General features: G+C 69.1%; 1 protein-coding gene. It reads right to left on the minus strand.

Going from position 1 to position 1,238, the window contains the following annotated elements; translation table 11 throughout:
* On the minus strand, nucleotides 1-1,238 hold a 1,238-nt coding region (locus B2284_RS08485; RefSeq protein ID WP_286697388.1), incomplete at both ends, for an NAD-glutamate dehydrogenase domain-containing protein.

A 1,238-nucleotide genomic window follows, 5' to 3' on the forward strand; every position in this document is an offset into this window, starting at 1 on the left:
CCGGCCTCGAGGCGCCGATCGATCTCGGCCTCGTCGGGCAGGAACTCGAGCTCGCGGTCGAGGAAGCCGTCCGACTCGAGGTCGGCGATGAGCCGGCGGTGCACGTGCAGCATCTGCGGGCCCTGCACGCGAGCGTTGCCGAGCAGCGTGTTCTGGTCCGTGTTGTGACGCAGCACCTTCGAGCCGACCTCGTCCGTCATCGAGGCGAGCAGCTCGTTGCGCTCCTCGAGCGCGAGCGCACCGTCGCGCACGGCGTCGGCGAGCAGGATCTTGATGTTGACCTCGTGGTCGCTCGTGTCGACGCCGGCCGAGTTGTCGATGGCGTCGGTGTTGACGCTGACGCCGTGCTGTGCCGCCTCGATGCGCCCGCGCTGGCTGACGCCCAGGTTGCCGCCCTCACCGATGACGCGCACGCGCAGGTCGCGACCGTCGACGCGCACGGCGTCGTTGGCACGGTCGCCGATCTCGGCGTTCGTCTCGTCGGAGGCCTTGATGTACGTGCCGATGCCACCGTTCCAGAACAGGTCGACGGGGGCGAGCAGCACCGCGCGCATCAGATCGTTCGGCGTCATCGTCTCGACGCCGTCGTCGATGCCGAGCGCCTCGCGGATCTGCGGTGTCAGCTTGATCTGCTTGGCCGAGCGGGAGAAGACGCCGCCGCCCTCGGAGATGAGGTCGCGCGAGTAGTCCGACCACGACGAGCGCGGCAGCTCGAACAGGCGGCGCCGCTCGGCATACGACGCGGCAGCGTCCGGGTTGGGGTCGATGAAGATGTCACGGTGGTCGAAGGCGGCCACGAGTCGGATGTGCTCCGACAGCAGCATGCCGTTGCCGAACACGTCACCACTCATGTCGCCGACGCCGACGACGGTGAAGTCGTCGCTCTGCGTGTCGTGGCCCAGCTCGCGGAAGTGGCGCTTGACCGACTCCCACGCGCCGCGGGCGGTGATGCCCATCGCCTTGTGGTCGTAGCCGTTCGAACCGCCCGAGGCGAAGGCATCGTCGAGCCAGAAGCCCTCGCGACGAGCTACGGCGTTGGCCTTGTCGGAGAACGTCGCGGTGCCCTTGTCGGCGGCGACGACGAGGTAGGGGTCGTCGTCGTCGTGGCGCACGACGTCCTGCGGCGCGATGATCGTGTCGCCGTCACGGTTGTCGGTGACGCTGAGCAGACCGCCGATGAAGGCCTCGTAGGCCTCGACGCCCGCGGCGAGCCATGCCTCGCGATCCGCCGGGTCGGG

Origin of the sequence: Dermacoccus sp. UBA1591, assembly GCF_002322065.1 — a bacterium.
GTDB classification, from domain to species: domain Bacteria; phylum Actinomycetota; class Actinomycetes; order Actinomycetales; family Dermatophilaceae; genus Dermacoccus; species Dermacoccus nishinomiyaensis.